The organism is Streptomyces sp. NPDC088246, assembly GCF_044741025.1.
In the GTDB taxonomy this organism is placed as follows: domain Bacteria; phylum Actinomycetota; class Actinomycetes; order Streptomycetales; family Streptomycetaceae; genus Streptomyces.
In genome coordinates this window covers 1-6458 of the sequence record NZ_JBIURV010000121.1, presented here as the reverse complement: position 1 = coordinate 6458, position 6458 = coordinate 1, and the positions used below count along the sequence as shown (strand labels likewise).

The 6458-nt window shown below is 67.2% G+C and carries 4 protein-coding genes and 1 pseudogene; 2 read left to right on the top strand and 3 right to left on the bottom strand.

Translation table 11 applies throughout. The annotated features are described in order from the left end of the window. Positions 1-526 precede the first annotated feature (526 nt). Together ACIPEK_RS45985 and ACIPEK_RS45980 are read left to right on the top strand one after the other, a co-directional pair. Entirely contained in the window at positions 527-2089 is a 1563-nt protein-coding gene (locus ACIPEK_RS45985) for a serine/threonine-protein kinase (protein WP_402008841.1), read from the top strand. Positions 2090-2772: 683 nt separating this feature from the next. Then, a pseudogene (locus ACIPEK_RS45980) lies at positions 2773-3003 on the top strand (IS6 family transposase); the annotation flags it as partial. Positions 3004-3175: 172 nt separating this feature from the next. Here ACIPEK_RS45980 and ACIPEK_RS45975 read toward each other — a convergent pair. The 3 genes from ACIPEK_RS45975 to ACIPEK_RS45965 form a co-directional block, all read right to left on the bottom strand. Then, positions 3176-4225, bottom strand: a complete 1050-nt coding sequence (locus tag ACIPEK_RS45975; RefSeq protein ID WP_402008838.1) for an IS110 family transposase — start codon at positions 4223-4225, stop codon at positions 3176-3178. Between the two features lie 315 nt (positions 4226-4540). Beyond that, the gene (locus ACIPEK_RS45970; RefSeq protein WP_402008835.1) at positions 4541-6037 is read right to left on the bottom strand and encodes an FG-GAP-like repeat-containing protein; all 1497 of its coding nucleotides are present in this window, start codon (positions 6035-6037) and stop codon (positions 4541-4543) included. Positions 6038-6200: 163 nt separating this feature from the next. Continuing rightward, positions 6201-6458: hypothetical protein (locus ACIPEK_RS45965; protein WP_402008832.1), on the bottom strand; the 258-nt coding region annotated here is incomplete at its 5' end.

The following is a 6458-nucleotide window of genomic DNA, read 5'->3' as shown; positions in this document are numbered from 1 at the left end:
TCAGACAGCTCGATGGACTCGGCCTCGGTCATGTTGTTGCTGGTCATCGGTGCATCTTCCGTGATCAGGAGTTACACCGAACGTTTTACAGTCCCCCACCAGGACACCGCCTCTCCGGCGGCAGACTGCGATGCGTTCACCCGTTCAGGGCGGGAGCAGCCGGATCGCACATCCGGCCGCCTGGCATGCACTTGGCTGTCAGATGTGAGGCGACAAGGCGGCAGGGTAAGCGGGGAGTTCCCGGGCGGGATCGGCGATGATCTGGAGGCGCGCTTCGTCGATCCCGTGGGGGGTGTCCGAACGCTTCACTACCACCGCTCCCGGTGCATGCGGCAGCATTGAGCAGAGTCCCCAACTCCCGCATCCAGCCAAATCGGGCCACGGGATGCCGGATTCCTGCAACCATCGTGGCTCGGGACGGCGTGATCGCCCTCGTGCGTACGGCAGGGTCCGCGGGACCTTGGCACGAGTCGGGGCAAGCTGGCCCAACAGACCGCAGGTCGCGTGGGAGAAGGGGCGTTCCGAGGTGGAATCAGGTGCGGTGGTCAGCGGGCGGTACCGGCTGGACCGGTGCCTGGGGCGCGGGGGCATGGGTGAGGTGTGGGCCGCCGAGGACAGTGATCTGGGGCGCTTGATCGCGATCAAGATCCTGCTCGCCGGCCTGGCCGCCGAACCCGATCTACTCGTCCGGCTGCGGCGCGAGGCGCGGACCGCGGCCGCGCTCCAGCACCCAGGCATCACGGTGGTGCACGACGTTGGCGAGCACGAGGGCCGCCCCTACTTCGTGATGGAACTGGTTGACGGGCAGGACTTCAACGCCCTGCTGACCGAGCACCCCAACGGTGCGCCCCTCATTCTCGCATTGGACCTGATGGCGAAGGTCGCCGGGGCACTTGATCATGCGCACAGCCGTGGTGTGGTGCACCGCGACATGAAGCCCGCCAACCTGATGCGCCTGCCTGACGGCGGGGTGAAAATCTGCGACTTCGGCATCGCGCGCTACGCCGAGGCCACAACCCGCCTAACCTCGACCGGCAGCGTGCTCGGCACCCCCGCGTTCATGGCCCCCGAACAGTGGCTCGGCGAGCCGCTCACCGCGGCCACTGACCTGTACGCCTTCGGCGTCACCCTGCACACCCTCATGACCGGTACACCGCTCTTCCCCGGGCCGACCGCCGCGGCACTGCTGCACCAGCACCTCAACAGCAGCCCGCCCCACGTGAGCGAAATACGCACGGACGTACCCTCCGACCTCGACGATCTGCTCCAGCAGCTGCTGGCCAAGGATCCCGCCGAACGGCCTGGCACGGCAGCGCGGGTGCAGGAGGTCCTGCTGGCCGTCGCCAGCCGTTCTGCCCAGGCTTCGTTGTCCGGTGGCTCCGGCACCGTCCCGCAGGCCAACCCCCTCGTCGCGCCTACGCTGGAGCTGGAGGAGGAGCGGGAACGCGAGCCGGCGCGGCACGGAGCGCCGCCCTCCATTGCGTCCCGCGGCAGTACGACGATCACCAACAGCAGGTGGCTCCGATTCCAGACCGCAGCGGAAACCGGTTCCAAGTTCTGCTTCGTGGCTTTCGGCGTGCTCAGCGTGCTCTTCGCGGTGACCGGCCACGCGGACCAGATCATCTCGGAGGTTCCAGAGAGCTGGAGCACGGCTGGGAAGATCGCGGCGGGCACCATGGCCGGAGGTCTCGTGGGCGGGTTTTTCGGCGGCTTGATCGGCTTCTTCACCACCCCCGACAGCATCACGGTGGACGACGAGGAGTTCGTCGTCCACCGTGGCAAGCTCAGCCAATCGCAGGAATGGACGGGACTGGACCGCTTCACGGTCCGCTGGGACGCACTCGAAGGCATCGCGGTGGAAGAGCTTGGCGATAGGGCCGCACTCGTCGCCCGGTTCCGCTCCTCGCGAGTGCCCTCCAAGAAGTGGCAGACCAGCCACAGCATTGAGCGACGAATGGACGGCGGTTACGTCATCTACGGCCCCACGAAGAGAAATTCGAAAGAGGTGAACCCGACACGGCTCCGTGCGGCGCTGAAGCGGCACGCCGGGGGCCTGTACGACAACCCAGACGACGTACCGGATCCGTGATAGAGACCGGACCCGATCGTAGATAGAACTGGTCTTGACACAGCGCACGGTGCCCTCCGACTTCACGGACAGCCGGGCGGTCGGCAAAGCTGGGCAGAGGTGTGGTGGCTGGCGGACGAGCGGCCTACAGATGTATCTGGAGGCCCCGAAGGCGTACTACGACCAGCAATGAACGTTGCACCACGCCCCGGTCCGGGAGCAAGCTGGACCGAGGCGTGGTGCAGTGGCCGTCAAACCTCCGCCCCGCGTGGGTGGGCTGGAGGTGTTCCGCAGGTTCATGCCGTCGTAGACCCACCAGTCACTGGTCTCGTGCATGTGCCCGCCGCTGCCGACGTCGAAGATCCTCGGTTTCGGCTCGCTGCCATCGGCGAGCACCGCACCCGGGCGCCCCTGATGCGCTGCGCCGAACACCTCGGTCACCCACATGTCCCCTCACCCCTTTCACTCCCCCGCAGACCACGCTCGTGACGCTCCGCGGCTCGCCGTCTGTCCTCCCCGAGCCTGCCCCACCCCGGGCACCAGGAAGTACTGAATACCCGAACCAGTGAACACCGGGCCGACGGGAAGCCCGCAGGGCCGTCCGGGTGAGTGCGGCGCGGCGACCGGCGTGCCCTCGCACACCCTATTCGAACGGACGTACCATTCGGGTGTGCCCATGTACGATTTTCCCCAGGACCTGCGCGAACCGGGCAGAGAACAGCCACCAGCCCACCCGGCAGCGCGAACGCGCCATGAAAGGCTTCCGTAGCGTCGGCGGAGCCCAGCAGTTCCTATCCGCGTTCAGCGGCATCTCACCCCACTTCCGACCACGACGCCACCTGATGACCGCCCCCGAATACCGCACCGAGATGACCACCCGCTTCGCCATCTGGGACCAGGTCTCCGACGTCGCCGACCTGCCCGCCGCGGCCTGAGCACGGAGCCGGAACCCGGCCCCACCCCACCCGACACACCGTCAGGCACTCACACACCCAACAACGTGACAGCGCCCGGCGGAGCTCAAGCGGGTATCGGGAAGGTCGTGCCATGACTCAATCCTTTCATGAAATCGAGTCTCTACTGGAACCGGGGTGCCTCTGTGTCTTGTCAAGTCCCATGGTTAGGGAGCGACTTGGCTTTTCGCTCATCGGCGATCATGACGCGCCACACGTGGTCGGCCAGGCGGCGTTTCAGGCACCGCTTCGCTTCCTTCGGCGTCTTACCCTCGGAGAGTTTGCGCTGGTAGTAGGCGTGTCCGGGTGATTTCGGCATCCGTATCTGCACGACCGCGATGGTGTGGAGGACGGAGTTGAGCTGGCGGTCGCCGGAGCGGGACAGCCGGTGGCGGGCTTTGTCCGCGCTGGCGATCTCCACCGGGGCGGCACCGGCATAGTTCGCGAATGCCGCCGAGGTGGAGAAGCGGTGAGCCCGTCCGGTGCGGCCGATCAGCCGAGCGGCCATGACCGGCCCGATGCCCGGGGTGTCCATCAGCGTGCTGCTCGATGCCTCTACCAGGCTCTGCATCCGGGCAGCGTTGTCCGTGAGCTGCTTGTCCAGTTTCCGGATCTCGGCGACCAGGTCCCAGGCGATGTCCTTGCGGACGGTCTCGATATCGCCGGCGGGGCGGACGGATCGCAGCAGTTTGGCGGCCAGGTCCGCGGACAGCTGGGTCGGGGCGCCGCCGGGCAGCAGGTCACGCAGCAGCGCGTGGAGCTGGTTGACCGTGCGCACCCGGGCCTGGGCCAGGTTCACACGCCGTTCGTCCAGGAGGGCCAGCGTCGTGGTGTGATCCTCGGGCGCGAGATCCCGCTCTTCTCCCTGCAGATAAGCAACGGTGGCTGCGGCCGCTGCGTCTATCTGGTCGTTCTTACGCCGTCCACCGCGGGAAAGTTCGCGCACCCGGCTGGTCGCCGCGGCAGGCACGTCGACGACGCTCTCACCGCGGGCGATGAGCCACTGGGCGAGATGCCGGCCCAGGCCGTTGGCGTTCTCCACAGCCCACTTCCGCTGTGGCCACCGCTTGGCCCAGGCCAGCAGCCGCCGGTAGTCCGCCAGACTGGCCTCGATCCGCATCGACCCGACCTGCTGGTTCGAGACCGGCTCGACGGCGGTGGCGGTGTGGGTGGACTTGTGTGGGTCGACACCGAGCAGTATCACGGGACCTGATTCCTCACAGTCGGACGACGGGGACAGCCACGGTCGACACGCCGACTTCCGGAACCAACCTGGCCGGGACACGCCTCTGTTGAGTCAGACCGCGGACGGACACCGGACCGGCGACATACCCCGGGAGAGCCAGCCCCGAAGAGCGGCAGACGGTTCACGAGTCACCCGGACCGGCGTCCTACGGCACGCTACGAGCGGCCAACCCGACCGCGTCCCGCTTTCCCCATATAAGTCGGCGGTTCAGTGCTGAGAACGCGTCCGGGTGGCGCCTTTTGGATCGGCCGCCCGGACGCGTTCGCTGGGAAGTTACGGCTGGGTGATGACGGGGGCGGCGAAGTTGCCCCTGCCGTTGCCGAGGTAGGTGTAGAAGGTGCTGGCGCCTCGCAGAGCGAGGAGGTCGGCTTTACCGTCGCCGTTGAGGTCGCCGCCGGTGATCAGACGGGTGGACTTCCAGCCGGAACCGGCTGCGACGCCGGAGTTGAAACCATTCTTGCCGTTGTTGGTGTACATGTAGAGGGTGCCGTTGTCGTGGACAGCTGCGATGTCGGCCTTGCCGTCACCGTTGAAGTCGTCGCTGGCAATGAGACGCATGCCGGTCCAGCCGGTGCCCGCGACGATACCGCTGCCGAACTTTCCGTCGCCGGTACCGGGGTAGATGTAGAGGGTGCCGTTGGTGTGGACGGCGAGGAGGTCGATCTTCTTGTCACCGGTGAAGTCGCCGGCTGCCACCAGCCGCATGCTGTTCCAGCCGCTGCCCGCGGTAATGACGGTACCGAAGCCGCCCTTGCCGTTGCCGGGGTAGGTCAGCAGGGTTCCGTCGTCGCGGACGGCGACGAGGTCGGTGTTGCTATCGCCGACGAAGTTGCCCGTGGTGATGACGCGGGTGGTGCCCCACCCCACTCCGATCTGGTTGCGGCCGGTGAAGCCGCCCTGGCCGTCACCGGGGTGGGCGTAGAGCTTGTTGTCGGTCTCGTCGATGACGATCGCGTCCGTCTTGCCGTCGCCGGAGAACTCCCCGGCCGCCAACTGGCGGGCCCAGGCACGGTTGGCGGTGGCACTGATCCACTCACTCAGGTCGTCGGTGCGCACGGCCTGGGCGTTGTTGCGCGTCTCGGTCTCGGGGGTGCCGAGACAGCCGCCCTGCCAGGAACGGGTGGCGAGACCGACGAGCTCGGTGCCGTTGTCGGTCTCGCGCAGGATAGGGCCGCCGGTGTCGCCCTGGCAGATGGAGTCGTTGGTGGTCTTACCGGAGATGGCCAGAGTGGTGGCGTCGACGCCGTCGACCTTGAACGCCGCGGTGTGGACCTTCTTCGGGACCCACTCGGTCTTCGTCCGGCCGGCTCCGGCGAAGGTTGCCTCGTCACCGACGGCCAGCGGCACGTCGGTCAGCGTCACGGTGGGGATGCCGGTGGGAACGGAGGTGGCCAGGCGAGCCATCACTACGTCGCGGTCCTGGGCTGGGACCAGTTCGGCGATCTCGCTGGTGTGGGCGGTAGCGGCGTACAGGTCGGTGCCGCTGACCGTGACGGTGGCTTTCTGCTTCGGCTGGCCCTCCGTCACCTGAGCTGGGTCATCCGCGAAGCAGGACGCCGCGGTCACGACCCACCCACGGGAAACGAGGGCAGCCGAACAGCCACGTGCAGGGTCGCCATCTCCGATCAGGATTCTTGCGGTAAACGCGTAGCTCGGAGCGGCCTCCGGGCCGGTGGCAGCGCCCGCAGCAGGGGAGGTGAGGAGGCTGGCGGCAGCCGCTGTCACCGTCAGGCCGGTGACCCAGGTGGTCCGGGCACGTCGAGAGGACATGGTTTTTTCCTTGTCGAAAAACTATGGCGCAAATGCCAGATGGAGAAGATCAGAGAGTGAGGCCCGCATGGTTGTTGTCTCGACGCAGACGATCAATGCGCGCGGCCAACTTCGTGGCGCGGTCGAGACGCACGGTGCAGTAAGACGTCGAGTAGGTCCAGGGTCAGCCGGTGACGCGGATCTCGACCAGCACGGAGCGGGCGCCGCCGACGGTGCCTTCACCGACGGACTCGAAGCCGTTCTGGGCGACGTCGACCGTCGTCGTCTCACCATTGGCGGTGAGGTCGGCGCTGAAGGGGTGGTCCGCGGCTTCCAGTGCAAAGACCCGGGGGAGCGAGAGGGTGAGGTACCCCGTCTTGCCGGTGGCCCGGAAGCAGTAGGTACCGGCGCGGCCGACAGTGTCGTCCTTGACGGTCAGGAC